The organism is Pseudonocardia hydrocarbonoxydans (genome assembly GCF_006539565.1).
Classification (GTDB): Bacteria; Actinomycetota; Actinomycetes; order Mycobacteriales; family Pseudonocardiaceae; genus Pseudonocardia; species Pseudonocardia hydrocarbonoxydans.
The window spans coordinates 1-26275 of the sequence record NZ_BJNG01000014.1 but is presented as its reverse complement, the minus strand read 5'-3'; the positions used below and the strand labels follow the sequence as shown (position 1 = coordinate 26275).

22 protein-coding genes are annotated in these 26275 nt (G+C 74.8%); 10 read left to right on the top strand and 12 right to left on the bottom strand.

All coding sequences use genetic code 11. The annotated features are described in order from the left end of the window. Nucleotides 1-4: 4 nt before the first annotated feature. The gene (locus PHY01_RS07000; RefSeq protein WP_170183677.1) at nt 5-838 is read left to right on the top strand and encodes a polysaccharide deacetylase family protein; all 834 of its coding nucleotides are present in this window, start codon (nt 5-7) and stop codon (nt 836-838) included. Here PHY01_RS07000 and PHY01_RS06995 read toward each other — a convergent pair. From PHY01_RS06995 to PHY01_RS06985, 3 genes are all read right to left on the bottom strand, one after another. Continuing rightward, on the bottom strand, nt 826-1749 hold the full coding sequence (locus tag PHY01_RS06995) for a glycoside hydrolase family 16 protein (RefSeq protein WP_170183676.1): 924 nt from the start codon (nt 1747-1749) through the stop codon (nt 826-828). The genes PHY01_RS07000 and PHY01_RS06995 overlap by 13 nt on opposite strands. A gap of 89 nt (nt 1750-1838) precedes the next feature. Continuing rightward, complete coding sequence (locus PHY01_RS06990; RefSeq protein WP_141277713.1) at nt 1839-3740, bottom strand: hypothetical protein; 1902 nt, start codon at nt 3738-3740, stop codon at nt 1839-1841. Then, nucleotides 3733-4206 carry a hypothetical protein gene (locus PHY01_RS06985; protein WP_141277712.1) on the bottom strand — a complete coding sequence of 158 codons (474 nt, stop codon included), beginning with the start codon at nt 4204-4206 and terminating at the stop codon, nt 3733-3735. Before PHY01_RS06985 ends, PHY01_RS06990 begins: the two co-directional genes overlap by 8 nt. 135 nt (nt 4207-4341) lie before the next feature. On the opposite strand from PHY01_RS06985, the gene PHY01_RS06980 reads away from it, so the two are divergent. After that, a complete protein-coding gene (locus PHY01_RS06980; protein WP_141277711.1) occupies nt 4342-5757 on the top strand; it encodes an amidase in 1416 nt (471 codons plus the stop codon). 3 nt (nt 5758-5760) lie between these two features. Here the strand turns inward: PHY01_RS06980 and PHY01_RS06975 are convergent, their stop codons facing one another. Further along, on the bottom strand, nt 5761-6711 hold the full coding sequence (locus PHY01_RS06975) for an NAD-dependent epimerase/dehydratase family protein (protein ID WP_141277710.1): 951 nt from the start codon (nt 6709-6711) through the stop codon (nt 5761-5763). Between the two features lie 47 nt (nt 6712-6758). Here PHY01_RS06975 and ctaJ point away from each other — a divergent pair, with 47 nt between their 5' ends. The 4 genes from ctaJ to PHY01_RS28075 are packed head-to-tail and all read left to right on the top strand — an operon-like array spanning nt 6759 to nt 8508. Then, nucleotides 6759-6995 carry an aa3-type cytochrome oxidase subunit CtaJ gene (ctaJ, locus tag PHY01_RS06970; RefSeq protein ID WP_141277709.1) on the top strand — a complete coding sequence of 79 codons (237 nt, stop codon included), beginning with the start codon at nt 6759-6761 and terminating at the stop codon, nt 6993-6995. Continuing rightward, nucleotides 6982-7476 carry a DUF5130 family protein gene (locus tag PHY01_RS06965; RefSeq protein ID WP_141277708.1) on the top strand — a complete coding sequence of 165 codons (495 nt, stop codon included), beginning with the start codon at nt 6982-6984 and terminating at the stop codon, nt 7474-7476. The genes ctaJ and PHY01_RS06965 overlap by 14 nt, the downstream gene beginning before the upstream one ends. Before the next feature lie 2 nt (nt 7477-7478). Then, complete coding sequence (locus PHY01_RS28080; protein ID WP_307723948.1) at nt 7479-8072, top strand: RibD family protein; 594 nt, start codon at nt 7479-7481, stop codon at nt 8070-8072. Further along, the gene (locus PHY01_RS28075) at nt 8065-8508 is read left to right on the top strand and encodes a deaminase (protein ID WP_141277706.1); all 444 of its coding nucleotides are present in this window, start codon (nt 8065-8067) and stop codon (nt 8506-8508) included. The genes PHY01_RS28080 and PHY01_RS28075 overlap by 8 nt, the downstream gene beginning before the upstream one ends. Nucleotides 8509-8512: 4 nt before the next feature. Here the strand turns inward: PHY01_RS28075 and pepN are convergent, their stop codons facing one another. Beyond that, complete coding sequence (gene pepN, locus PHY01_RS06950) at nt 8513-11053, bottom strand: aminopeptidase N (protein WP_141277705.1); 2541 nt, start codon at nt 11051-11053, stop codon at nt 8513-8515. Nucleotides 11054-11160: 107 nt separating this feature from the next. Between pepN and PHY01_RS06945 the strand changes: the two genes are divergently transcribed. Further along, nucleotides 11161-11769: a mycothiol-dependent nitroreductase Rv2466c family protein gene (locus tag PHY01_RS06945; RefSeq protein ID WP_141277704.1), complete on the top strand. Its 609-nt coding sequence runs from the start codon at nt 11161-11163 to the stop codon at nt 11767-11769. Between the two features lie 64 nt (nt 11770-11833). On the opposite strand, the gene PHY01_RS06940 is transcribed toward PHY01_RS06945, so the two are convergent. Continuing rightward, nucleotides 11834-12268, bottom strand: a complete 435-nt coding sequence (locus PHY01_RS06940; protein ID WP_141277703.1) for a CBS domain-containing protein — start codon at nt 12266-12268, stop codon at nt 11834-11836. A 156-nt stretch (nt 12269-12424) separates the two neighbouring features. On the opposite strand from PHY01_RS06940, the gene PHY01_RS06935 reads away from it, so the two are divergent. The 3 genes from PHY01_RS06935 to PHY01_RS06925 all read left to right on the top strand — a co-directional run bounded on the left by PHY01_RS06935 (nt 12425) and on the right by PHY01_RS06925 (nt 17981). Next, on the top strand, nt 12425-13840 hold the full coding sequence (locus PHY01_RS06935; protein ID WP_141277702.1) for an aldehyde dehydrogenase family protein: 1416 nt from the start codon (nt 12425-12427) through the stop codon (nt 13838-13840). A gap of 105 nt (nt 13841-13945) precedes the next feature. Next, nucleotides 13946-16294: an apiosidase-like domain-containing protein gene (locus tag PHY01_RS28180; protein ID WP_141277701.1), complete on the top strand. Its 2349-nt coding sequence runs from the start codon at nt 13946-13948 to the stop codon at nt 16292-16294. Nucleotides 16295-16478: 184 nt separating this feature from the next. Then, nucleotides 16479-17981, top strand: coding sequence for a serine/threonine-protein kinase (locus tag PHY01_RS06925; RefSeq protein WP_141277700.1), 1503 nt, complete (start codon nt 16479-16481; stop codon nt 17979-17981). A gap of 4 nt (nt 17982-17985) precedes the next feature. Here PHY01_RS06925 and PHY01_RS06920 read toward each other — a convergent pair whose 3' ends face one another. From PHY01_RS06920 to PHY01_RS06895, 6 genes are all read right to left on the bottom strand, one after another. After that, nucleotides 17986-19800, bottom strand: coding sequence for a S9 family peptidase (locus PHY01_RS06920; protein ID WP_170183675.1), 1815 nt, complete (start codon nt 19798-19800; stop codon nt 17986-17988). After that, the gene (locus tag PHY01_RS06915) at nt 19776-21554 is read right to left on the bottom strand and encodes an N-acetylglutaminylglutamine amidotransferase (RefSeq protein ID WP_141277698.1); all 1779 of its coding nucleotides are present in this window, start codon (nt 21552-21554) and stop codon (nt 19776-19778) included. The genes PHY01_RS06920 and PHY01_RS06915 overlap by 25 nt, the downstream gene beginning before the upstream one ends. A gap of 51 nt (nt 21555-21605) precedes the next feature. After that, entirely contained in the window at nt 21606-21995 is a 390-nt protein-coding gene (locus tag PHY01_RS06910) for a type II toxin-antitoxin system VapC family toxin (protein ID WP_246085748.1), read from the bottom strand. Next, entirely contained in the window at nt 21992-22216 is a 225-nt protein-coding gene (locus PHY01_RS06905) for a type II toxin-antitoxin system Phd/YefM family antitoxin (RefSeq protein WP_141277696.1), read from the bottom strand. The genes PHY01_RS06910 and PHY01_RS06905 overlap by 4 nt, the downstream gene beginning before the upstream one ends. Before the next feature lie 40 nt (nt 22217-22256). Continuing rightward, entirely contained in the window at nt 22257-24809 is a 2553-nt protein-coding gene (locus PHY01_RS06900; protein WP_141277695.1) for a carboxylate--amine ligase/circularly permuted type 2 ATP-grasp protein, read from the bottom strand. 112 nt (nt 24810-24921) lie between these two features. Further along, on the bottom strand, nt 24922-26275 hold a 1354-nt coding region (locus PHY01_RS06895), incomplete at its 5' end, for a helix-turn-helix domain-containing protein (protein WP_218030051.1).

Sequence of the window (26275 nt, the reverse complement as noted above, 5' to 3'; positions counted from 1 at the left end):
CGTCGTGGCGTTCCGGTCGGCCCTCACGGGCTCCCGTCCGGGCCAGGCGGTGTACCGCTCGGCGGTGGCCGGGCGGTTGGGGTGGGACCGGTGGGTCCTCGCTCTGCGGGAGAACCGGCGACCGCCGGAGTCCGCCGCGCGCATCCTGGCCTACCACTCGATCGGTACGCCCTCGTGGGGAGTGAACGACGTCCGCCCCCGCGACTTCGAACGGCATCTCCAGATCGCCGTGGACGACGGCTGGACCTTCGCCACCCCGGCCCAGGTCCTGGCCGAGCCGTCCAGGCGACTGCTGGCCCTCACCTTCGACGACGGCGTGCGCAGCGTGCTCCACAACGCGGCACCGGTGCTCCGCCACCACGGAATCCCCGCGACCATGTTCGTCGTCACCGGCTGGGCCGACGGACGGCACCCGGCCGGCGAGGCGCACGTGCTCGACTGGGCCGAGCTCACGGCCTTGCGCGAGTCCGGGGTCAGCCTGGCCAGCCACTCGGTCAGCCACCCGGACTTCGGCCGGCTCGACGCCGCCACGGCGCGGGCGGAGCTGGAAACCTCTCGCACTCGGATGCGGCACGTTCTGGGCGAGGACGTCGACGAGTTCGCCATCCCGTTCGGCCAGTCCGCCAACTGGACCCCGGTGGCCCAGCAGGCGGCCGCGGACGCCGGCTACTCCAGGGTCTACGCACAGTCGGTGAGGACGAGACCCGCCGGAACCGTGCCCCGGACGTTCATCACCGGGATCGACCGGCCGCTGCTGTTCCGGGCCGCCCTCGCCGGGCACTACGACGGATGGGAGGAGTGGTACCTCCCGGTGCCCGACAGGGTTCAGGTGAGCTGACGGGTGACGTCGGTGTCCGCGTTCGCGTAGACGCGCACCCAGTCGATCCTCAGCTCCGCCGGGAACGGTGTGGTGGCGTCGGGAGCTCCCGGGTACCCGCCCACGGCCAGGTTCAGCACGATGATCTGCGGCGATTCGTCGATGACCCATGCTCCCCCGGCTGGGGTATCGGACCGGGTCGTCCGCGCGTACACCGTGCCGTCGACGCTCCATTCCAGGGAGTCGGCTCTCCAGTCGACCGCGAACACGTGGTAGTCGTTCGCCCAGCTGCCGGAGGGATGCACCGGTGACGCGCTCGACTTCTCCCAGTCGGTGCCGTCGGGCAGTGGCTGGTGGGTGTTGAACTCGACCACCGACATGTCGTTGATCGACTCCATGATGTCGATCTCCCCGTACTGCGGCCACGGTTGCCGGGCGCCCAGCAACCAGAACGCGGGCCACAGTCCCTGCCCCTCGGGCAACCGCATTCGGGCCTCCACCCGCCCGCTCGTGAACTCGAACGTGCCGCACGTGCTCACCCGGGCGCTGGTGTACCGGGCGCCACCCTCACCGGGTTCCCGCCGCGCGGTGATGACGAGGTCGCCGGTGCCGCTGTAGCCCACGTTGGCCCGGCTGTCGGTGTAGGCCTGCAACTCCTCCTCGCCCCAGCCGAGACCCCCGGTCTCGATCCACCACCGGGCCGGGTCGATGGGAGTGCCCATCGGTGAGTCGAACTCGTCGGACCAGATCGGGACGGCCGGATCCGAACGGTCGACCTCCACCGGTTCGTCGGTGTTCGGCACGCTCTGCTCCCGAGTCGGGCACACCGACACGCCGGGGCTCGAACGGGGAGCGGGATCGAACGTGGCACTGGCCAGGCCGATACCGAGCACCGCGACCAGTGCGGTCACCCCGGCGGTCGCGCTCAGCACGTGCCGCCGCCGTCGACGTGGGGACGATGACGGGGAGCGACGGTGTGCACCGGCGATTTCTACCCTGGGCGGGTCGTGCCGACGATCACTCATTCCGGTGAACTCGTCACGACCCGCAGGATGTAGGCATCTCCGTCCTGGTAGACGATCTGGAGTGCCGGGTCGTTCAGCAGCGCGGACACGAACTTCCTGATCGAACCGGGAGGCGAGTACTGGTAGGTCTCGACGGCGGCGATCTGCGTGGGACCGATCATGACGAACACCTCACCCGATCTCGACATGGAGCGCCAGGTCTCGATGATGTCGGGGAGGTCGGCAGCGGTGAGGGCTCGTCCCGCGTAGCCCGCGAACCGGGTGTCGGAGAAGATCCCACCTCCCCAGTTGCCGTCGACGTTGAGGTGCTCGGCGTAGGCGGCGGTGGCCGGGGTCGGGGCGTAGCCGTTGAGGTAGGCGAGCATCGCGCCCGGGGGTGCGTTGGTCTCGAACCACTCGCTGGCGCGGACCTCCTGCGGCTGGACGTTGTTCACCTGGTCCAGTCCGAAGTAGTTGAGCAGGAAGAGGGAGGAGACGAGAAAGCTGGTGACGCCCATGACGAGTATCCGCAGCCGTGGGCGCCGGCGCGGTCGCGTGGCGATCGCACGCGAGGCGAGGTAGCACACGAGTGGGAGCATGAACATGACGACGCGGTAGATCGCCTCGCCCCCGTAGGACTGGACCAGCAGCACGACGGCCGGGGCGACCGCCACGATCCAGACGAACGTCTCGCGTCTGGACCGATGGGCCGGCCACCACGACAGCGCGGCGGCGCCGACGATGAGGACGATCAGCACCCGTGCGGACAGGCCGACGATCCGGAACTCGGGCGAGCCGGGCGCGGGAATCGATGCCTGTGTGCCCTTGACGTTCTCGAACGGGTCGAAGGCGAACAGCGTGAAGTGCAGGGAGATGTAGTCGTAGGAGAGGTAGATCCAGAAGGCCATCAGACCCACGACCGCGACCGGCATCCACCATGCACGGAGCCGGCCCGACACGACGAGCGCCCCGAGCCACATCGCGAGGAAGAACGGGGACAACTGGTGCGTGATGACGACGGCGGTGGCCATCAGGAGGAGTGCTCCCCCCGCGGCACGACCACCGACCGCCCCGCGGGCGAGCGGGACGGAGCCGGGCAGGTGCGCGGCGCCGACAGGCAGCAACCGCAGGTGCGAGACCCAGGGTGCCCTCGTCAGCAGTCGGCCGGCCCTCGCGACGATGCGACCCTCGACGGCTCGGAAGAGCGGGCGGGTCCGGTCCGACGCCGTCGGGCCCAGCCACCGGATCCCGACCCCCAGCGCCACGAGGGCGAGGAAGAAGCCCAGCGACTGCGGAGCGAAATAGACCTGCGAGCCGCTCGACGTCATCACGTACAGCCACACCGTGACGCAGACGCGGCGGGGGTCGGTGGTCAGGCTGCGGGCCAGGAAGTACACGGCCAACGCCCCGCATGTCGCGAAGAACGGGTCGGCCCAGTTCGCGAACACGGCGGGGTCGAGTCCGGCCACGTCGCTGAACACCGCTGCCGCGGCGAAGATCCCCGGCCAGTTGTGGTAGATGTCGACCGTCCGGTCGATCCCGCCGAACTCGGAGATGTAGCGGGCCACAGCGATGTGCTTGTAGACGTAGGAGTATCGCGGTTCGGCGAACACGATCGGCACGACGAGGTGGAACAGCGTGAGCAGGGCGAGAGGGTAGGCCAACAACGTGCGTGGACCGGCGGAGCCCACCAGGGCCGCCGCGAACCCGGCGCACAGCATCCCGATCGCCACGAAGTACGTCGGAGGCAGGACGGAGATCAGTCCGTAGCCGTTGATCCGGCTCAGATCCACCGCGGGGAGGGACAGTGCCCACAGCGAGAGCGCGGCGACGATCAGCACCGGGTGCCACGTGCGTCCGCCCGGCGTCGCCGTCCTGAGCCGGACGCGGGACACGCTGGGGATCTTCAGGTCAGTCACGGGCCGGTGGCACCCTCGTCGCGGCGGCGGGGAGCAGGAACAGGTAGGTGGCGTGCCACGCCAGCGCCGGGGCGGTGACGACCGTGGACAGCGAAACGAGCACGCCGGGCTGCCACAGGCCGAAGCCGGCCATGAGAGTGCCTGTGACGACCAGCAGGGCGAGGCTCAGCGCGACGGCCAGCACGAGCTCGTCGACGGCGTCGTCGAGGCGGCGGAACACGACGAGGGCGTAACCGGGGGCGAACAGCACGGTGACGATCACGACAGGAAGTCGCATCGCCTCGGGGCCATGGACGATCACGAAGCTGCTGCTCGCGGTGGTGATCGCCATCCCCATCAGCAGCGCGACGCGGATGGGTGCGCGCATGGGTGGGGCGATGTCCGCCGGGGGCGAGATCCGCGTGGCGCGCACGACGGTGACGACGAGCACGCAGGACAGCACGCCGATCACATCGGTCCAGATCAACGGTGCTTCCTCCCCCGACCGCCGTGTACGACGGCTCGACCGTTCTGCCGTCCCCACGTGTGTCGTCCAATCGGGTGCAACCGTTAGCGGGTTCGGCACGCCCGCCGGCCTCTGTGGCTGTGGTAGACCGCAGCGGTGACCACCCCGCACGACCTGACCGCACTCGACCAGGCCGCGGCACTGCGCTGCGGCGAGCTGTCCGCCGTCGAGCTGGTGGAGCACACGCTGCGCCGGATCACCGAGCGCGACCTGGGCGCGTTCGCCACCGTCACCGCCGACCGGGCGCTGGCGGAGGCGAAGGTGGCCGACGAGCGGCTGGCCGAGGGCGACCCGGCGCCGTTCCTCGGCGTGCCGACGGCGATCAAGGACCTGGCGCTGACGGCCGGGGTCCCGACCGGCTTCGGGTCGCGGGTGTACGCGGGCCACGTCCCGACCGTCGACGACGACGCGGCCCGGCTGCTGCGCGAGGCGGGCGCGATCAGCGTGGGCAAGACGGCCACCCCGGAGTTCGGGCTGCCGCCCTACACCGAGCCCGCCGGGCGCCCGCCTGCCGTGACCCCGTGGGACACGACCCGGCTCGCGGGCGGGTCCAGCGGGGGAGCGGCGGCGGCGGTCGCCGGGGGGCTGGTGGCGTTCGCCCACGGCACCGACGGCGGCGGGTCGATCCGGATCCCCGCCGCCTGCTGCGGGCTCGTCGGGCTCAAGACCACCCGCGGGCTGGTCTCGCGCGGCCCGGCGGGTGGCGACCCGCTGGGGATGTCGGTGTCCGGGCCGCTCGCCCGCACCGTCGACGACGCCGCCGCGATGCTCGACGTGCTGGCCGCGGTCGTGCCGGGGGAGCCGTACCCGCTGCTCGCGCGGCCCGCGGAGAGCTACCTGGCGGCGGCGCTGCGGGCGGCGCCGCGACGCCTGCGGATCGGGCGCTACGCGACGCCCCCGGTGCCGGACGCCGTCGTCGATCCGGCCTGCCTCGCCGCCTACGACCACGTCACCGAGCTGCTGGCCGGGCTGGGCCACGAGGTCGTCGAGTTCGCGCCGGGGCTCGACGAGGACTTCCTGCCCGTCTTCGAGGTGCTGTGGGCGGTGCTCGCGCACGGGCACCCGGTGCCGCCGGAGGCCGAGCCGCTCCTGCAGCCGCTGACGCGCTGGTGGCGCGACCGCGGCTCCGCGATCTCCGGGCCGCGGTACCTCGACGCCACGCAGCAGGCGATCGCGCTCACCCGCCGCGTCGTCGGCACCCAGGCCGCGGCCGGCGTCAACGTCGTGCTGACGCCGATGCTCGCGCAGCTCCCGCGGCCGGTGGGGTGGTTCACCGCGGGCGGCGACCCGGCGGAGGACTTCGAGCGGCAGAAGCGGTTCACCCCGTTCACCGCCACCTACAACCTCACCGGTCAGCCCGCGCTGAGCCTGCCGGTGGAGTTCGCGGGTGACCTGCCGGTGTCGGTGCAGCTGGTGGGCCGGGCGGGCGAAGACGCCCTGCTGCTGGAGCTGGGCGCCCAGCTGCGTGCGGTGTCCGGCTGGGACGGGTCCCGGCGGCCGCCCGCCTGGTGAGCGTCAGGAGACGGTGCGGACCCAGTCCAGGGTGGCCCGCAGGCCGTCGGTGAGCGGGGTGGGCTCGGGCAGGCCGAGCTCCGCCCGGGCCAGGGTGACGTCGAGGCAGCTGCGCAGCACCTCACCCGCCCGGCTGGGCTCGTGCGCGGGCGCGAACGCCGCCGGGTCGACGTCGGCGGCGCGCGCCACGGCCTCGATCAGCGCCAGGATGTCGACCTCGGTGCCGGTGCCCACGTTGTAGACGGCGTGGGCCGGGTCGACGGCGTCCGCGGCGAGCAGGTTGGCGCCCACGATGTCGCCGACGAACACGTAGTCGCGGGTCTGGCGGCCGTCGCCGAACACGGTGGGGGTGCGGCCGGTGAGCACGCGGTCGCAGAAGATCGCGATGACGCCGGCGTCGCCCTTGGGGTCCTGGCGCGGGCCGTAGACGTTGCCGTAGCGCAGCGTCAGCACGTCGAGGCCGTGGGCCTGGCCGAACCACGCCCCGTACTCCTCGACGGTGCGCTTGCCCAGGCCGTAGGCCGACAGCGGGCGGGTGGCGGCGGTCTCCGGGGTGGGCACCTGGGTGGTCTCGCCGTAGATCGCGCCCCCGGTCGAGGTGTTGACGACCCGGCGCGCGCCCGCGGCGAGCGCGGCGGTGAACACGTTGAGCGAGCCGAGCACGTTGGTCGCCGCGTCGCGGGCGGGCTCGACCATCGACGTGCGGACGTCGATCTGCGCGGCCATGTGGAACACGACCTCGGGGGCGAACGCGGTGATCTCACCGTGCACCGCCTCGGCGTCGCGGATGTCGACCTTCGCGAGCCGCGCCCCGCGCTCCCGGGCGGCGTAGAGGTTGGCCTCGCTGCCGTGGCTGAGGTCGTCGAGGACGAGCACCTCGTCGCCCCGGGCCGCCAGTCCGTCGACGAGGTTCGATCCGATGAAGCCGGCTCCGCCGGTGACCACTGCACGCACGGGACGCCACCGTAGACCACGGGCGTCGATCGGCTAGGTTCTCACTCGTGGACGTGCTGGTGTCGATCCTCTGGTACGCGATCCCGTCGATCGCGCTGTACCTGCTCGTGGCCGCGCTCGTGATCGGTCCGCGCTCCGCGCGCCGGCCCCGGTACCGGGTCGGCCAGCCGTGGGCGCACGAGCCGATGTGGTGGACGGCCAACCCGCAGGGTGCGCAGCTCGCCCCTGCCCAGGACGGTCACGCGGTGGCCGGTGAGCGAGGAGGTGCCCGTGGCAGCTGGTAGCGGACACGGTCACGGAGCCGTCGCGGTCCCCGAGGACCTGCCGACCGGATCCGTCGTGACGTCCTCCGGGCGCGTCTCGGCCGCGGAGGTGTTCGTCGAGCCCTCGGTGGCCGACCACCCCTTCACCCCGGTGCAGCTCAGCCGCATCGACGAGGCGCTCACGCTCGCCAGCCGGGAGACCGGCCTGCGCTTCTCGGTCTACCTGGGCGAGCTCGGCGACGAGCCGACCGCGCGGGCGGGGGAGCTGCACGCCCGGCTGGAGGGCTCCGGCGAGGCGGTGCTGGTGGCGGTCAGCCCCGGGCAGCGCATCGTCGAGGTGATCACCGGCGCCGAGGCGCGCGTGCGGCTGCCCGACCGCGGCGCCAAGCTCGCCGTCATGAGCATGGTCGCGTCCTTCCGGGAGGGCGACCTCGTCGGTGGGCTGCTCAGCGGCCTGCGCATGCTGGCCGACCAGGCCGGGGGCCGGCGGCGCACGCACTGACCGTGCGCCCGTACGTCGTCGCCTCGGTGGCCGTCTCGCTCGACGGCCGCATCGACGACGCCGGTCCCGACCGGCTGGTCCTGTCCGGCCCCGACGACCTCGACCGCGTCGACGAGGTGCGGGCCGGGGTCGACGCGATCCTGGTCGGCGCGGGCACCGTCCGCGCCGACGACCCCCGCCTGCTGGTGCGCAGCGCCGAGCGCCGGGCCGCCCGGGTCGCGCGCGGCCTCGCGGAGACGCCGCTGCGGGTGGTGCTGTCGGGCGGTGGTCCGCTCGACCCGGCCGCCCGGGTGTTCTCCGGGGCGCCGACGCTTGTACTGACGCCCGGGGCCGGGGGGCTCGCCGCGGCGCTGGACGAGCTCGCCGGGCGCGGCGTGGAGCGGCTGCTGGTGGAGGGCGGCACGACCGTGCACACCGCGTTCCTCACCGCCGACCTGGTCGACGAGCTGCACGTCGCCGTCGCCCCGGTGCTGGTCGGTGGCGGCCCGCCGTTCGTGCACGCCGGCGCCTTCCCGCAGGGACGGTGGCGGACCGCGGCCGTCGACCGGGTGGGCGACGTCGCCGTGCTGCGGCTGCTGCGGGCCCTCCGTGGATGACCGCGCCCTGCTCCGCCGGGCCGTCGCGCTGGCCGGGCGGTGCCCGCCCTCGGCCACGTTCCGGGTGGGCGCGCTGGTCGTCGCCGCCGACGGGGCGACGATCGCCGAGGGCTGGTCGGGCCGGCGCGACCCCCACGACCACGCCGAGGAGAGCGCGCTGGCCGACGTCGCGGGCGACCCGCGGCTGGCCGGTGCCACGATCTACAGCTCGCTGGAGCCGTGCAGCTCCCGGGCGTCGCGCCCGGCGTCGTGCACCCGCCTGATCCTCGACGCCGGGGTCCCGCGCATCGTCTACGCCTGGCGCGAGCCCGCGCTGTTCGTCGACTGCGAGGGCGACGAACTGCTGCGCGCGGCCGGGCGCGAGGTCGTCGAGATCCCGGAGCTGGCCCGGCTGGTGCGTGCGGCCAACACGCACCTGCCGGGCGTGGCGCCCTGAGGGCTCAGGACCGGTCGAACTCCCGCGCCCCCAGCGCCCGGACGATCCCCGCCCGGCCCTCGGTGACCAGGCGCCGCAGCGCGGGCGGGTGCGAGGGGTCGGACAGCCAGGCGTCGGCGGCGTCGACGGTGGACTTCTCCACCGCCCACGACGGGAACAGCCCGATGACGACGGCCTGCGCGTGCTCGCTGGTGCGCCGCTGCCACACCCCGGCGACCTCGGCGAAGTAGCGCTCGACGTACGGCGCGAGCAGCTCGCGCTGCGCCGGGTGTGCGAACCCGCCGACGATCGACTCGGTGACGGCGTTGGGCAGCGTGTCGTCGTGCACGGCGCGCTGCCAGGCCGTCTCCTTGGCCTCCGCGGTGGGGACCAGCGAGCGGGCCCGCTCGGCCTGGCGCCGTCCGGTCGACGTCGGGTCCTCGGCGAGCTCCTCGTCGATCCGCGCCGGGTCGGCCACCCCGTGCGCGACGAGGGCCTGCAGCAGCCGCCAGCGCAGGTCGGTGTCGACGACCAGCTTCTCCGGCACCTCGACGTCGGAGAGCCAGCCGTTCATCCGGTCCAGGGTGGCCCGGGGCAGCACCGCGCCGGTGAGCGCGTTGACGACGGCGAGCTGCACGTCGGAGCCGGGGGTGGCGGTGTCGAGCCGGAAGCGCAGCGCGTCGGTGAGCAGCGGCCAGCCGCGCTCGGCCGCCCACTGCTCGTCGGCGTAGGAGGCGACGGCGGTCTGGGCCTGCAGCAGCAGCCGCTGCAGCACCCCGACCTCGGACTCGCCGCCGAACCCGCCCGCGGCCAGCGCCACGAAGTCGCGGGCCTTCAGCTCGGCCTCGCGGGTCATCTCCCAGGCCGCCGACCAGCACAGCGTGCGCGGCAGCGGCTCGGCGATGTCACCGATCCGGTCGATCAGGGTGACCAGCGAGTCGGGGTCCAGGCGCAGCGCGCAGTAGGTGAGGTCGTCGTCGTTGACCAGCACCAGCTTGCCGCGCGGCACGCCGACGAGCGCGGGCACCGCGGTGCGCTCGCCGTCGACGTCGACCTCGACGCGGTGGGTGCGGACCAGCTTGCCGGACCCGTCGTCGTCGTAGACGCCGACCGCGATCCGGTGCGTGCGCAGCTCCCCGGCGCCGGGACGGGCGCCGCCCTGCACGACCTCGAAGCGGGTGATCGCGCCGTCGGTGTCGACGTCGAACGAGGGGCGCAGCATGTTGAGCCCGGTCGTGCGCAGCCACTGCGCACCCCAGTCGGACAGGTCACGGCCGCTGGACTCCTCCAGTGCGCCCAGCAGGTCGTCGAACGTGGCGTTGCCCCAGGCGTGGGCGGCGAAGTAGGCGCGCAGCCCGGCCAGGAACTCCTCCAGCCCCACGTAGGCGACGAGCTGCTTGAGCACGCTCGCGCCCTTGGCGTAGGTGATGCCGTCGAAGTTGACCTCGACGGCCTGCAGGTCGGGGATGTCGGCCGCGATGGGGTGGGTCGAGGGGAGCTGGTCCTGGCGGTAGGCCCAGCTCTTCTCGACGTTGGCGAAGGTCGTCCACGCCTCGGTGTACTCGGTGGCCTCGGCCTGGCACAGCACCGACGCCCAGGTGGCGAAGGACTCGTTGAGCCACAGGTCGTCCCACCACGTCATGGTGACGAGGTCGCCGAACCACATGTGCGCCATCTCGTGCAGCACGGTCTCCGCGCGCCGCTCGTAGACCGGGCGGGTGACGCGGGACCGGAAGACGTAGTCCTCCAGGAACGTGACCGCCCCGGCGTTCTCCATCGCGCCCGCGTTGAACTCCGGCACGAACAGCTGGTCGTACTTGCCGAACGGGTACCGCACGCCGAAGTGGCGGTGGTAGAAGTCGAAGCCCTGCTTGGTCTCGGTGAACAGCCGCTCGTGGTCCATGTGCGGCGCGAGGCTGGAGCGGCAGAAGATGCCGAGCGGGATCCCGTCGTGCTCGTCGCGCCAGACGGCGTACGGGCCCGCGATCAGCGCCACCAGGTACGTCGACATGATCTCGCTCATCGGGAACCGGTGGACGCCGCCCTCGACGCTGTCGGCCGCCGCGTTCGTGACCACCTCCCAGCCCTCGGGCGCGGTGACCGTCAGCTGGTAGCGGGCCTTGAGGTCGGGCTGGTCGAAGCAGGCGAACATGCGCTTGGCGTCGGCCGTCTCGAACTGGGTGTAGAGGTAGACGGCCCCGTCGACCGGGTCGACGAAGCGGTGCAGGCCCTCGCCGGTGTGCATGTAGCGGCCGAGCGCCTCGACCCGCAGCTCGTTGTCGGCGGCCAGGCCGGGCAGCGCGATGCCGTCCTCCTCGCGGTAGCCGGACAGGTCGAGCGGCTCGCCGTTGAGCGTGGCCGAGCTGACCTCGGCGGCGATCAGGTCGATCCAGCTGTCGGCACCGGGCTCGGCACAGGTGAACCGGACCGTCGTGACGGTCGGGAAGGTGTCCTCGCCCGGCTTGCCGCCCCCGTCGGTGAGGTCGATCTCGACGGTGTAGTCGGCCACGTCCAGCAGCGCGGCGCGGCGCTCGGCGTCGGATCGGGTCAGGTTCGGCGGGGCCATGCGGGGGATCGACCTTCTCTCGTCGGTGTCGGGTGGCGCCATCCCACCACACGGGCCCCGCACCCGCCGTGGGAATCGGGGCCGCCCGACCGTTGTTGAGCACTCACATGACGACTCCCAGCACGGTCGACTTCTGGTTCGACCCGCTCTGCCCCTTCGCCTGGATCACCTCCCGCTGGATGCTGGAGGTCGAGAAGGTCCGTGACGTGCAGGTCAACTGGCAGGTCATGAGCCTGGCGGTGCTCAACGAGGGCCGCGACCTGCCCGAGGAGTACCAGGAGATGATGAAGGAGGCGTGGGGGCCGGTGCGCGTCGCCATCGCCGCCGCGCAGGAGAAGGGCCCCGACGTCCTGCTGCCGCTCTACACCGCGATGGGCACGCGGATCCACAACCAGGGCATGAAGGACTTCGACGCCGTCATCGCGGAGTCCCTCGCCGAGGTCGGCCTGCCCGAGTCGTTCGCCGACGCCGCCGGCTCCACCGAGTACGACGAGGAGCTCCGGGCGAGCCACCACCGCGGCATGGACCCGGTGGGCATGGACGTCGGCACGCCGACCATCCACGTCAACGGCGTGGCGTTCTTCGGGCCGGTGCTGACGAGGATCCCGAAGGGCGAGGACGCCGGGAAGGTCTTCGACGGCGCGGTGCTGCTTGCCGGCTACCCCCACTTCTTCGAGCTCAAGCGCACCCGCACCGGCGATCTCGACTTCACCTGATCATTCGTCGCGGAAAGGGGCGTCCCGGATCGGGACGCCCCTTTCGCGTGTTCTGTGACGATCGTCAGGAACGGGCGATCGCGACGTCGCGCAGGACCCCCGTCTCCAGTTCCATCTCCCGGACGCGGTGTTTCACGAGATCGCCGATGCTGACCATTCCGACGAGTGCGGCGCCGTCGACGACCGGCAGGTGGCGGTAGCGCCCGGCGGTCATCTGGGACATCGCCCTGGCCACCGACTCGTCCGGTGCGCAGGTGTGGACGGTCGTCGTCATCACCTCGGAGACGGGCATCGTGAGCAGGGCGGCACCGTGCCGGGCCAGGGCCCGGACGACGTCGCGCTCGGAGACGATGCCGCGGATGGAGCGGTTCTCGTCGCACACCAGCAGGGCCCCCACCCGGAGCTCGGCGAGCCGCTCCACGATCTCCGCGACGGTGCGCCACGGCAGGACGGAGTGCACGTTCGGTCCCTTGGCGGCGATGATGTCCGCGATCTTCATCGAAATCCCCTTTCGTCGAGAACCGTCCTCGCGATTGATCGTCCTCCCTTTACCGGCGAACCGGGACCGTCGTCTCGGAGATCACCGTCGCCGTGCGCCGAATGGTCGATCCCGGGGTCGTGGCCCCCGCGGCCGAGACCGTGTGAGGATGGCGGCATGGCTGCGCAGACACCGAACGTGTCCGGACACTGGATCGGCGGCGAGCGGGTCGCCGGCGGGGAGGGGCGGATCGACGTCGTCGACCCCGCCACCGGGGAGGTCGTCGCAGCGGTCCCGGCGGGGACGCCCGCCGACGTCGACCGGGCGGTGACCGCGGCGCAGGCCGCGTTCCGCGACTGGTCACGGGTCGACGTCGCCGAGCGCGCCGCCGTCGTCACCCGGATCTCCGAGGGGCTCAAGGCCCGCGGCGCGGAGATCGCGGCCGCGGTGACGTCGGAGATGGGCTCGCCGATCGGGTTCTCCACGGCCGTGCAGGCCGGGCTGCCCGTGCACACCTCGGCCGGGGTGGCGTCGCTCGCCGGGTCGTTCCCGTGGACCGAGGAGATCGGCAACTCGCTGGTCGTCCGTGAGCCGGTGGGCGTCGTCGGCGCGATCACCCCGTGGAACTACCCGCTGCACCAGATCGTCGCGAAGGTCGCGCCCGCGCTGCTGGCCGGGTGCACCGTGGTGCTCAAGCCCAGCGAGGTCGCGCCGCTCTCGGCGCAGATCCTCGCCGAGGTCGCCGCCGACGCCGGGCTGCCCGCGGGGGCGTTCAACATCGTCCACGGCGAGGGGCCGGTCGTCGGCGAGGCCATCGCCGCGCACCCGGGCGTCGACATGGTGTCCTTCACCGGTTCGACGCGGGCCGGGAAGCGCGTGTCGGTGGTGGCGTCGGACACCGTGAAGCGGGTGGCGCTGGAGCTGGGCGGCAAGTCGGCGAACGTCGTCCTCGACGACGCCGACCTCGCCAAGGCGGTCAAGGTCGGGCTCGGCAACGCGTGGATCAACGGCGGCCAGACCTGCACGGCGTGGACCCGGATGCTGGTGCCGGCCGCGCGGCACGACGAGATCGTCGAGATGGTCGTCGCGGCGGCCGGGCGCTACACCGTCGGCGACCCGCGCGAGGACACGACCCGGATCGGGCCGATGTCGTCGGCGGCGCAGCAGGAGCGGGTGAACGGCTACATCGAGCGCGGTGCGGCCGACGGGGCCTCGGTCGCCTTCAGCGGTGAGGTCGTCGACGGGCCGGGGGCCTACGTCCGCCCGACGGTCTTCGCCGGGGTCGCGCCCGACGCCGTCATCGCGCAGGAGGAGATCTTCGGGCCGGTGCTGTCGGTGATCCCCTACGCCGACGAGGAGCAGGCCGTCGCGATCGCGAACAGCACCGTCTACGGCCTCGCGGGCGCGGTGTTCGGCGAGCCCGACCACGCCCTCGCGGTGGCGCGGCGGCTGCGCACCGGGCAGGTCGACGTCAACGGGGGAGCGTTCAACCCGATGGCGCCCTTCGGCGGCTACAAGCAGAGCGGTAACGGGCGTGAACTCGGCCGGTACGGGCTGGAGGAGTTCCTGGAGGTCAAGTCGATCCAGCGCTGACCTGCGCGGACGGGTCCCGGTGCCGGCGCAGGGGCCCGTCCGCGCCGGCACGGCTTTGCCCGTTCCGCCCCGCGGGGGCGCCCCGCGTGCCTAGCGTCCGCCGCCATGCCCCGGATGCGCACCCCGCTGCCGCTGGTCGCCGCCCTGTCGTCGGCCGTCGTGCTCGCCGCCGGCCTGCTGTGGATCGACCTGCGGCCCCCGCCCGTCGAGGACTGTCTGTACGGCACGTCCGGGTGCGCGGGGTCGGGCACGCTGGCCGTCGCCGGGCGCTCGCTGACCCGGGAGGGCGAGCCGTTCTTCTGGCTCGCCGACTCCGCGACCGAGCTGCTCGAGGACCTCAACCGCTCCGAGGTCACCCGCTACCTCGACGTCCGTGCCGGTCAGGGCTTCACGGTCGTGCGGGCCTCGCTCGACGTCGCCTCCTCCCAGTACGGCGATGCTCCGCTGGCCGACGGGGAGCCGGTCGTCACCGAGGGCGCCGACCCGCGTGACGACGCGGCGTACGACTTCTGGGACCACGTCGAGTTCGTCGTCGCCGAGGCCTCGGCGCGGGGCATGGTGCTCGCGCTGACCGGCGGGCCGGACGCCGACTTCCTCAGCGACCGCCTCGCCGGGGCCGGTGACGTCGTCCTCGTGCCCGGCGACCCCCGCTTCTCGGTGCTCGACGGCGACCGGTGCGCCGATCGGGACGGGGCGCGCGAGCAGGCGTACGCGGCCGGGAGCCCGTTCGTCGACGGGGTGGGGCTGGACGAGGACCGGCCCCGGTGCGACGACGGGACGGGCGACGCGGCCGGGGTGGTGACCGATGGCGACGACGGGTCCGGGACCGATGGCGGGGAGGACCCGGCGGCCGGGAACGACGCGGGCGGTGACGAGGCGGCCGGGGCCGACGCGGGGGGTGACGAAGCGGCCGGGGCCGACGCCGGTGGTGACGACGCGACCGGGGCCGATGCCGGGGGTGACGAGGAGGCCGGGACCGACGCGGGGGCGGCGGGGGCCGACGGGGGGACCGGCGACACGGCGGGGCCCGGCGCGGCCGACCCCGCCGAAGGCGGGGACGACGGCGCGGACGCCGGGGCCGCGACGCCGTCCGGCGGGCAGCGGGCCACGGCCCGGGACGTGCGCCGGGACGCCTGGTCCGCGGTGCTGGCGGGGGCCGCGGGCGCCACGTACGGGCACAACTCGGTGTGGCAGTTCCTCGACGACGGGCGGGAGTCCGTCGACGGGGCCCGCGACGGGTGGGAGGACTCGCTCGACGCGCCGGGGGCGGAGCAGGTGGGCCACGTCCGGGCGCTGGTCGAGTCGCGGCCCCGGCTGGAGCCCGCCCCCGACGCCGTCGAGGGCGGCGGCCCGGCCGCGGTGGCCGAGGACGGTACGTCGGTGGTGGTCTACGTCGAGGGCGGGTCGGTGGTGGTCGACCTCGGGGCGCTGGACGACGCCACCGCACAGCCCTGGTGGTTCGACCCCCGCACCGGTGAGGCGACCGAGCTCGACCCCGTCACCACCGACGAGCCCGCCACCTTCACCCCGCCGGACCCCGAGCAGGACTGGGTGCTGGTGGCGGACGCCGCCCACGCCGGACGTGGTGCGCCGGGTGCCGCCGACGTCGATGGCGGGAGCACCGACAGCACCGCGGAGGGCCTCGACGAGGACGACCTGCTGCAGGGCATGACCGGTGCGGGTGGGAGCGACCCCGGCTCCGCGGACGGTGCGGGGGTGGACGGCGGGGAGGAGGACACCGGCCCGGGTGCCGAGGGCGATGCCGATGTCGGTCCCGACGGCGACGGCGGTGACGGGGGATCCGGCGACGACCGCGACGGGGGCGACTCCGGCGACGACGACGGCGGGAGCGACGAGGACGGCGCCGGGACCGACTCAGGGGAGGACGGCGACGGCTCCGGTGGGGACGGCGGCCGCGACGACGGTGGCGGGGCCGACGGCTCCGCCGGGGACGACGGGGGCGAGGCCGACGGCTCCGCCGGGGACGACGGGGGCGACGACTCCGGGGACGACGGCGGCAGCGACGGGGGCGACGGCTCCGGGGACGACGGCGGCGGGGAGGGCGACGGCGACACCGGGACGAGCGGCCGCGACGCGGACACCGCCCGCGCCGACGACGCCGAGGAGACCGACGCCGTGGACACGCCCCCGGCCGCCGATCCCGAGCCCGAGCCCGAACCGGCGGCGGAGCCCGCCCCCGACGGCGACGTCTGGGACCGCCTCGCGCAGTGCGAGTCGAGCGGGGACTGGGCCATCGACACCGGCAACGGGTACTACGGCGGGCTGCAGTTCGACGAGGCCACCTGGGGCGACTACGGCGGCCCCGAGTTCGCCCCGCGCGCCGACCAGGCCACCCGCGACGAGCAGATCGCCGTGGCCACCCGGGTCCGCGACGACCGCGGGGGGTACGGCTCGTGGCCCGCGTGTGCCCGGAAGCTGGGCCTGCCGCGGTGATGATCGGCGGGATCGGGACGTGCGCGCCACCCGTGGCGGAGATGTCCCGGACCTGGCGATCATGGTCGGGGGACCGCCGGCCGGGATGGCCCGCACGGATCCGGCGGCCGGACCGCCCTCCCGGACGGCCCCATCGGGGCCGCCCGGTCGGCGGGTTCCGGCCCGCTCGCTACCCTTGCGGGTGATGACTGCGCCCGAGGACCCGCCGACCCGTATCGGTAACCGCTACCGGCTCGAGGAGCGTATCGGGGCCGGGGCCATGGGCGCCGTCTGGCTGGGCACCGACGAGCTGCTCAACCGCCCCGTGGCGCTGAAGGAACTGCTCGCCGCCGCCGCCCGCGGCAACGGCGCCGAGGGGGCCGAGGAGGCCCGCCAGCGCCTCATGCGCGAGGGCCGGATCGGGGCGCGGCTGCAGCACCCGCACGTCATCAGCATGTTCGACGTCGTCATCCACGAGGAACGCCCGTGGCTGGTGATGGAGTACCTGCCGTCGCAGTCGCTGGCGGCGGTGCTGTCGACCAAGGGCCCGATGGAGCCGCGGGCGGCCGCCGACATGGGCCGCCAGGTCGCCGACGGGCTCGCCGCCGCGCACGTGGCCGGGGTCGTGCACCGCGACGTCAAGCCGGGCAACGTCCTGATCGGCGAGGACGGGCGGGTGAAGCTCACCGACTTCGGGGTCTCCCGCGCCGTCGACGACGTGCAGCTCACCCGCACCGGGCTGATCGCCGGCACACCGGCGTTCCTCGCGCCGGAGATCGCGCGCGGTCACGAGCCCGCGGCGCCCTCGGACGTGTTCGCGCTGGGCGCCACGCTCTTCGCCGCCGTCGAGGGGGTCCCGCCCTTCGGCCTTGACGACAACGCCTACGCGCTCCTGCACAAGGTCGCCACCGGGGAGGTCGACCCGCCGCAGCAGGCCGGGCCGCTGGCCCCGGTGCTCATGCGGCTGCTGGCCAAGGAGCCGGAGGACCGGCCCACCGCGGCGCAGGCGCGCGACCAGCTGGCGCTCGTCGCGGCGGGCCGGGACGAGCCGGTCGCGGCGGCCGCCGCGGTCGCCCCGCGCCCGACCGTGCGGGCCGCCGCCGCACCGCCGCGTCGCCCCGAGCCCGGGCCGGGCACGGTCGTCGCCGGCGCCCCGGCCGGCGCGCCGCCGCGGCGGTCGCGCCGGAGGGTGCTCGTCGCGGTGCTGGCCGCACTGGTGGTCGCGGGTGGCGTCGTCACCGCCCTCGTGCTGGGCAACACCGGGGGCACGCAGGGTCAGGCGGCCGCGCCGGTCGTGCCCACCTCGGAACCGGCCCCGACCACCGAGGCCGCGCCCACCACGACGGCCGCCCCGACCACGGCGCCCACCACCACCGCCGCGCCGACCACCGCACCGGCCGCCCAGGCCGTCGACGCCGTGTCGTTCGTGCAGAACTACTACGCGCTGCTGCCCGGCAACACCGACGCCGCGTGGGTGCAGCTCAGCCCGCAGGCACAGGCCGCGTCGGGCGGGCGCTCGGGCTTCGACAACTTCTACGGCGGCCTGCAGTCGGTGACGCTGAGCAACGCCCGGCAGGTGGGCGAGGGCACCGTCGAGGCCGACGTCCTGTTCGTCGGCGACGACGGGTCGCGCGACCCGGCCCGCTACCGGTTCGTCGTCTCCGACGAGGGCGGCTCGCCGGTCATCCAGTCCTTCACCCGCTTCTGACCCCTCACCCGGCGCGGGAGCCCAGGTCCGCGCCGAGCAGCGGGCCCGACACCCACCGCACCACCTCGTCGACGAACCGCGCCCGGTTCTCGACCCCGCGCACCTCGTGGCCCTCGCCGTCGAACAGCAGGAACCCCGGGGTCCGGCCCCGCTCGCGCAGGGCCTGCACGATCTGCCGCGCCTCCCCGAGCGGGACGTTGGTGTCGTGCTCGCCGTGCACCACCAGCAGCGGCGCGGTGATCGCGTCGACGCGGTGCAGCGGGGAGAGCTCCCGCAGCAGCGCCGCGTCGTCGACCGGGTCGCCGTACTCGGTGGTGGCCGCGGTCGCGATCCAGGGCTCGGTGTCGCGGTAGAAGGTGTGCAGGTCGGACATGCCGCACACGTCGACCCCGACGGCGAACAGCTCGGGGAACCAGGCCAGCGCGACGAGCGTCAGGTAGCCGCCGTAGGACCGCCCGCCGACGCCGACGCGGTCGGGGTCGGCGTGCCCGGAGTCGACGAGGAACCGCACGGCCGCGCGGACGTCGGTGATCGCCACGTGGCGCCGCGGCCCGTCGTCGGCGGCGACGAACGCCCGACCGTACCCGGCCGAGCCGCGGACGTTCGGCGCGAACACCGCGATCCCGGCCGCGACCAGCGCCTGGAACAGCGGCTGGAACACCGGGCGCTCCTGCGCCTCCGGCCCGCCGTGCAGCCAGACCAGCACGGGCACCGGGCGGTGCAGTCGCCTCGGGCCGGCGGGGCCGGGCGTCGCGCGCGGGCGGAACAGCCACCCCGACAGCGCCAGCCCGTCCTCGCCGGTGAAGTGCTGCAGGTCGGGCTCGACCGGGTCGGCCGGGCCCGGGTCGGCCAGCAGCGCGCCCGCCGTGCCGCCGGGCCACAGCGGCACGTGCGAGATCCGCGGCGGCACCGCGGGCCCCTCGCCGCCGACGAGCAGCCCGCGGCCGTCGCGGGTGAACGCGACGGAGGTGACGACGTCGCCCGGCGGTGCGGTGACCGGCTCCGCCCGCCCGGAGCGCAGGTCGAGCAGCTCCAGCTCGCTGCGACCGTCGACGTTCCAGACCAGCGTGACGCGGGCGGCGTCGGGGTCGAGCGCGACGATGTCGAGATCGGCGTCCTCACGCCCGGCGACCACCCGGGTGGCCGAGCGACCCCGCAGGTCGACGGCGAGCAGCACCGGGCGGTCGTGGCCGGCGTCGGTGTGGACGTAGAGGCGGTAGCGGTCGAACCGGGCGTCGGCCACGACCGCGCCGCCGCCGGGCAGCAGCGGGGTGCGCAGCCCCGAGCGCAGGTCGACCAGCTCCAGCTCGCGCGCCCCGCGGCGGCCCAGGCGCACCACCGCGCGCCGCCCGTCGCCGCTCACGGCGCAGACCCGCGCGGCGGGGCCGGCGGCGAGGACGGTCGAGGTGCCGTCGCGGACGTCGACCAGGCAGGCCTGGCCGTCACCGTCGTCGCCGAGGATCGTGACGCCGAGGCGCCATCCGCCCGGTGACCACGCACCGAGGGTGACCGCGCGCGCGGCGGGGGCGATGTCGACGGGGCCGTCCGGGCCGATCAGGCGCACCCGGGTGCGTTCGCCGCCACCGGGGGCGAGCTGCGCGGCGAGCCAGCGGCCGTCGGGCGACCAGCTCAGGGCCTGCACGTCGTCGTCGAGACCGGGCACCGGGCGGTGTCCGTCGACGGCGAGGCCGTCGACGGTCCCCGTCCAGGCGCGGGGGCGGCCCGAGACGTCGGACACCCAGGCCAGGGACGTGCCGTCGGGCGCCGGGACGGCGTCGGTGTAGCTGTACGGGATCAGATCCCCCTCTCCTGCAACCACATCTCCAGCAGCGCTACCTGCCACAACGCGTTGGAGCCCAGGTTGGTGCGGGTCGTGTTCGGGTCGGCCAGCATGGCGTCGAGCCAGTCGCGACGGACCAGCCCGCGGCGCACGGCCACCGGATCGGTGACGGCGTCGCGCACCCGGTCGAGGAACGGGCCCGCCAGGTGCCGGATGGCCGGCACGGGGAAGTATCCCTTCGGCCGGTCGATGATGCCGTCCGGCACCACCCCGCGGGCCGCGGCCTTCAACACACCCTTGCCCCCGGACGCGAGCTTGTGCCCGGGCGGGCAGGCCGCGGCCAGCTCGACGAGCTCGTGGTCGAGGAACGGCACGCGCGCCTCCAGGCCCCACGCCATCGTCATGTTGTCGACGCGCTTCACCGGGTCGTCGACGAGCATGACCGTGGAGTCGATGCGCAGCGCGGCGTCGAGCGTGTCGTCGGCGCCGGGCTCGGCGAAGTGGGCGGCGACGAACGCGCGGCTCGGGTCGTGGTCGAGCAGCCACTCGCGCTGCAGCACCGAGCCCATGTCGGCGTGCGGGCGGTCGGCGAACACGCCCAGGTAGGCGTCCACGGCCCGGTCGCGCGGCACCCCGGCCAGCGGCGGGTACCAGCTGTAGCCGGCCAGCACCTCGTCGGCGCCCTGCCCGGACTGCACCACCGTGACGTCGCGCGCGACCTCCTCGGAGAGCAGGTGGAACGCCACGCAGTCGTGGCTGACCATCGGCTCGGCCATCGCCGCCACCGCCGCGTCGACGGCCGGCAGCATCCGCGCGGGGTCGACCAGGATCCGCCGGTGGTCGGTGCCGAAGTGCCCGGCCACCAGGTCGGAGTAGACGAACTCGTCGCCGGACTCCCCGCCCGCGGCGTGGAACCCGACGCTGAACGTCTTGAGCCCGGTCTGCCCCTGCTCGGCGAGCAGGGCGACCACCAGCGAGGAGTCGAGCCCGCCGGAGAGCAGAACCCCGACCGGCACGTCGGCCACCATCCGGCGGCGCACGGCCAGGCGCAGCGCCTCCAGCACGGCGTCGGCCCAGTCGCGGGCGTCCATCCCGGCGTCGCCGGGGCGGCGGACGTGCTGCGGGCGCCAGTAGACGTGCTCGGTCGACGCCCCGTCGGGCCCGATCGTGCGGACGGTGGCCGGGGGCAGCTTGCGCACACCGGCGAGGATCGTGCGCGGGGCGGGCACGATCGCGTGGAAGCTCATGTAGTGGTGCAGCGCGACGGGGTCGATCGAGGTGTCGACGCCGCCGCCGGCGAGCAGCGCCGGGAGCGTGGAGGCGAACCGCAGCCTCCCGGCGGACTCCGCGAGGTAGAGCGGCTTGATGCCCAGGCGGTCGCGGCCCAGCGTCAGGACGCCGGTGTCGCGCTGCGCCACGGCGAAGGCGAACATCCCCAGGAAGCGCTCGACGCACCCCGCGCCCCACCGGTGGAACGCCTTGAGCAGCACCTCGGTGTCGGAGGAGGAGAAGAAGCGGTAGCCGTGGCCCTCCAGCTCGGCCCGCAGCTCGCGGTAGTTGTAGATGCAGCCGTTGAACACCGCGGTGAGCCCCAGCTCCGGGTCGACCATCGGCTGCGCGCCGCGCTCGGACAGGTCGATGATCTTCAGCCGGCGGTGGCCCAGCGCGATCGCCCCGGCCGCGTGCACCCCGGACCCGTCGGGCCCGCGCGGGGCGAGCGCCGCGGTGATCCGGGCGACCGCCTCGACGTCCGCGACGCCCGTCCAGCTGATCTCACCCGCGATGCCGCACATACCGACCAGCCTCTCCGCCGATTGTTATGGGCGTGTGACGCGGGCACGTCGTCACCAGACGACGTGGATCCCCGGGAACCCGGCGAGCGCGCGGTCGCCGGTGGCCACCGGGATCGACTCGATCATCGCCTGCGCCACGATCATCCGGTCGAAGGGATCGCGGTGCTCCCAGGTCAGGGTGCCCGCGACGAGGGCGTGGTGGCCGGTGACGGGGAGCTCCGTCGCGCGCAGGCGGGAGAGGTGGTCGGGGTAGCCGAGGACGACGGCCCGCGCGCCGTCGAGCTTGCCGAGGCGGTGCTTCGTGGCGATCTCCCACGCGCTCGCGGCCGACACGACGAGCTCAGTCGACGGTGCGCGCACGGCGTCGAGGGTGGCGGGCGGGATCCGCGACGGGTCGAGCAGCGCCCACAGCAGGGCGTGCGTGTCGAGGAGCAGCCTCACTCCCACAGCTCCAGCTCGGCGTCGGGCAGGGGTTCGGAGAACGCGTCGGTGACGGTGCCGTGGACGAACCCGACCGGGCGCGGGGGCGCCGGGTCGACCGGTACGAGCCGCACGATCGGCGTGCCGTCGCGGGCGACGACGACCTCCTCGCCCGCCTCGGCCTGTGCGAGGAGCTGGGAGAGCCGGGTCTTCGCCTCCTGCACGTTCACCTGGACGGTCACGCCGACCAGTCTAGGTCGACCAGACCTGCCTGGCCAGGGCTCACCGCAGGACCCAGGTGTCCTTCGCCCCACCGCCCCGCGAGGAGTTGACGATCATGCTTCCGGCCGGGGCGACCCGGCTCAGCGCGGCGGGCAGGACCTCGATCCGCGGCTCGCCGCCGGTGTGCGACTGCGCCACGAACGCCCGCAGGTCGACCGCCCGGGGTTCGAGCCCGTCGCCGGTGAAGGTGGGGTGCGTGGAGAGCTCGACGAGGTCCTGGGCCACCCAGCCCGCCGGGTTGGCCCGGATCGCGGCGGAGACCTCGGCCAGCTCCCCGGCCCCGGCGTGCGGGCCGATCACGATGCCCTGCCCGCCGTAGCCGTCGACGGGCTTGAGCACGAGCTCGTCGAGCCGGTCGAGGACCTCGGCGCGGCGGTCGGGGTCGACGCAGGGGTAGGTGGGGACGTTGTCGAGCAGCACCTTCTCGCCCAGGTAGTAGCCGACCATGTCGGGCACGTAGGCGTAGACGAGCTTGTCGTCGGCCACCCCGTTGCCCAGCGCGTTGAGCAGCGCGACCCTCCCGCGGGCCACCAGCGCGCCCACCGCCCGGCCGATCAGGCGTCCCTCGGCGCCCCGGGCCGTCATCAGCGTGCGCTCGTCGAGGCGGCGGTAGAGGGTGGAGAGCCGGCGCGCGGCCCCGGCACCGGGCAGGAACACGCCGTCGTCGGTGACCGACAGCTCGCGCGGGGTCACCAGGGGGACGCCCATCTGCTCGGCCAGCAGCCGGTGCTCGTAGTAGGCCGAGTCGGCCGGGCCCGAGGTCAGCAGGGCCGCGCCGTCCGGGTCGGGCGGGTCGGCGGCCGAGAGCAGCGCGGACCGCAGGGTCTGCGGCACCGGTTCGAGCCCGACGACGCCCGCCGGGGGCTCCAGATCGGGCATCACGCTGCGGATCAGCCGCCGGCTGGTGATCGCGTACCCGATCCCGGACGGGACGCGCAGGTTGTCCTCCAGCACCACCCAGTGGTCGGCGCGGTCGCGCACGAGGTCGATGCCGGCCACCGCGATCCGCACGGCGTCGGCCGGGGCCAGGGTGCCCAGCCAGGTCCAGCCGGGGGCGTGGTCGACCACCGAGGCGGGCACGACGCCGTCGGCGACGATCCGCCGCTCGCCGTAGACGTCGCGGACGAAGGCCTCCAGCGCCCTGACCCGCTGCTCCAGCCCGGCGGCGAGCCCGGCCCAGTCCTCCGCGGTGACGATGCGCGGCACCAGGTCGAGCGGGAACAGCCGGTCCTGCTCGCCGTCGCCGAGCCGGAAGGTGACGCCGCGGGCCCGCTGCTCGGCGCGCAGCGCACCCTCGGCGGCCACCATCCCGCGCGGGCCCATCCGCTCCAGGGCGCGGAACAGGAACCCGTAGTGCGGCAGGACGGTGCCGCCCTCGCTGACGGCCTCGTCGAACGCCGCCGGGCGGTAGGCACCGAGCAGGGCCGGGCTGACGGGGACGGTGGTGGGCGGCTCGACGACCGGCGTCCGGCCCTGGGTGTGGGCCAGCAGGGCGTCGACGACGTCGGTGAACTCGCCCCGGCGGCCGAACGCGCGGCGCTGGCGGGCCGCGGCGCTGCCCCGGGCCAGGGTGGCCTGCGAGAGCTCGAGCACCTGCTCCCAGTCGCCCAGCTCCTCCAGCTGGGGCCGCAGGTGGTCGACGAGCTGCCCGATCAGGAGCGGCGGTGACACCAGCGACGGGCCCACCAGGTCGACCAGGTCGCCCTCCAGGCCCGACCGCGCCGCCCGCCAGCTCGCGGCGCGCAGCAGCTCGTGGCGCGAGGCGGGCAGCGGGAGCCCGGCGTCGAGGTCGGCGCGCGCCCTGCCGACCAGCGCGCGGAACAGCCCGGCGATCAGCACCACGTCGTCGACCTGGGGGCAGGCGTCGCACACCCGCAGCTCGACCGTGGGCAGGTGGGCGCTGGGCCGGATGTCGAAGTAGACCATCCCGGGGTCGCTGATCGTGCCCGAGGCGATCAGCTCGGCGACCATGGCGTCGTAGTCGGCGGCGGTCTCGACGTGCCCGGGCGGTCCCGCGGTGGGCCAGCGCGACCACACCATCGACCGGAAACTCGCGTAGCCGGAGTCCCGCCCGCGCCAGTACGGCGAGCTGGCCGAGATCGCGAGCAGCGTCGGCAGGTAGGGCGCGACGCGGCGGACCACCTGCACGGCGACGTCGCGGTCGGGGACGTCGACGTGCACCTGCGCCCCGCAGATGTGCTGCTCGCTGACCAGCAGCTGGTACTCGTGCTGCATCCGCTCGTAGCGGGCGCCCGCGGAGATCGCGTCGCCCTCGTCGGCGAGCGGGACCGTGCCCGCGGCGACCACCCCGAGCCCGAGCGGCTCGGCCACCTCCTCCAGCCGGGCGCGCAGCCGTCGCAGGTGGTGGCGCAGGTCGTCGAGGGTGGCGCAGACCGGGGTGTTGGTCTCCACCAGCGAGCGCTGCAGCTCGGGGGCGAACTCCGCGCCGTCGAGGCGGGCGAGCAGGGCGTCGACCTCGGGGGCGGAGCGGCGCGTCGTCAGGTCGACGACGTGGAACTCCTCCTCCGCGCCGAGCAGGGGAGGCCCGGTCATTCCGGCGACGCTAGATGCCGGTTGTTACGGGCGTGGTTCGTCCAGGTCACCCGGGCGATGTGCCCTCTCCCACGCGCCCCCACACCGGGTTGCACCGTCCGGACCAGCGGGTTCAGCCGAGTCGCGCACGCAGGGCTGCGACGAGGTCCGCGCGGGTGGCGGCGGAGAGCTTCTGCCGCAGCCGGGCGACGTGCTGCTCGACGGTCTTGGGGGAGATGTAGAGGCGCTTGCCGATCTCCTTGTGGGTCAGCCCGTCGACCACCAGCGCGCCGACCTCGCGTTCGCGGTCGGACAGCTCGTCGGAGCCCGCGGCGCGCCGGGGGCCCCGGGCGGGCCGCAGGCGGCGCCCGGTCTCCAGCAGGGCGCGGGCGACGGCCGGGTCCTGCGCCCGGGCGGTCGCGGTGCGGCACAGCTGCGCGGCCTCCCACGGCCGGCCCGCGGCGTCGAGGGCGACCGCGACCCCGCCGACGATGTCGGCCACCACGCGCCCGCCGAGCACCTGGGCCCACGCGGCGGCGGCCTCGGCGCGGACCCGCAGCACCGGGTGGTCGACGGCGAGCGCGGTGAGCGGACCGGCGGCGGCCAGCGCCGCGGCGGCGTCCTCGGCGACCACCGCGCGTTCCAGCGACCACCACAGCTGCGAGGCCACCGCCCACCACGGCGAGCCCGCGCCGGTGACGGCGGCGGCGATGGCCCCGGGCAGGTCGGCTGAGTCGTCGGCGACCAGCGCCGCGCCCACGGACAGCTCGCCCCAGGCGTCGACGAGGAACAGCTCGAGGTCGGCACCGGCCATCACCGGGACGACGCGGTGCCAGGTGGCGGCCAGTGCCGCCGGGTCGCCGCTGCGCCGCGCCAGCCCGACGCCGACGGTCGCGGCCAGCACGGCGTTGCGGCGCAGCACGGCGGTGCCGCCGACGGCGGCGAGCGCCTCGCGGGCCTCGGCGTGCCGCCCGGCCCGCAGGTCGAGCCAGGCGGCGAGGAGCCGCTGGCGGGTGGTCGGGCGGCTGCCGGGCGCCGGGTCGAGCATCGCGCGCGCGGCGCGCTCGTGCCCGCCCGCGGCGGCGACGGTGGCGGCCAGCTCGCCCCACTGCTCGGGGGCCAGCGGGTCGGCGGGCACGGTGGTGGCGGCGTGCCCGGCGAGGCGGCGCGCGGCGGGCTCGACGTCGCCCTGCAGCGCGTCGAGGGTGGCCTCGGCGCCGTCGACGAGCACGGTGAGGCCGCGCGGGGCGGGCTCGGGAAGGTGGTCGCGGGCCCCGGACAGGTCGGACGCGCCGCCGTCGACGTCGCCGGCGAGCGCGCAGAGCAGCGCCGCCCGGGCGGTGGCCCACACCGCGGCGGCGGGGTGCTCCTCGGCGTCCAGGACCCCGGCGATGCCCCGCCAGCGGCCCGCGGCGTCGAGCAGGGCGCCGTCGGCGGCGGCGGCCGCGGCGGCGACGCCCGCGGCCCGGGCCCCCGGGTCGCTCCCC